Here is a 747-nt window from a genome sequence, read left to right on the forward strand (position 1 = left end):
TCTCGTAGGAGTGCACTTCCTTCGGGTTGAGCTTGTATTCGAATGGCGGCGCACCGGCCGCGTCGAACGTCAGATCCTTCTTGGCATAGGCTTCGAAGGTCGATGTCGTCGTCGCGCCGACAACCTTGCCATCCAGATCGCTCAACGATTTGGCCTTGCTGTCCTTGTGAACCGCAACCGCTGCTGGCGTGTAGTAGTAGACAGCGGGAAAATCGAAGATCTCGGCGCGCTTCTTCGTCGGCGTCATCGAGCCGACATGCATGTCCCAGCGGCCGACCCAGTTGCCGGCGGTGATGATGTCCCAGCCCGGCGTCACGAACTCGACCTTGACGCCGATGCGCTTGCCGATCTCCTTGGCGACATCGATGTCGAAGCCGTCCAGCTCGTTGCTGGCATTGAGGAAGGACTGCGGCGCCCAGTTGGCGTCAGTTGCGACCTTGAGAGTTCCGGCCGCCACGACACGGTCCAGCACCGCGCCGGCCTGAGCCGGAAGCGTCGTCAATGTCAGGGCAAGCGAAGCCGCCAATGTCGCCAATTTCAGAGATGTTTTCATGTGCACCGTTCCCCTTGTTGTTGTTGCTAATTTAGAAATGAGACTGCCGTCGCCGTCTTCCGGCGAGGCAGAGGAGGTTTGCCGCGCCGATTGCTCGGAACGAAGGTAAGCCGACGGTCGCGAAACGCTTGTCATGGCGTGTCGGCCTTGGCTTCGTCGCGCACCGCACGCGCGACACGGAAGTCCTCGACAAC

General features: G+C 60.6%; 1 protein-coding gene. It reads right to left on the reverse strand.

Annotated elements, in window-relative coordinates:
• Positions 1 to 553 (reverse strand): transporter substrate-binding domain-containing protein (locus tag EN991_RS38475; protein WP_127370639.1); only part of this gene is annotated, 553 nt, incomplete at its 3' end.
• Between the last annotated feature and the right edge of the window lie 194 nt (positions 554 to 747).

Source organism: Mesorhizobium sp. M7A.F.Ca.US.005.03.2.1 (genome assembly GCF_003997795.1).
Lineage (GTDB): Bacteria > Pseudomonadota > Alphaproteobacteria > Rhizobiales > Rhizobiaceae > Mesorhizobium > Mesorhizobium ciceri.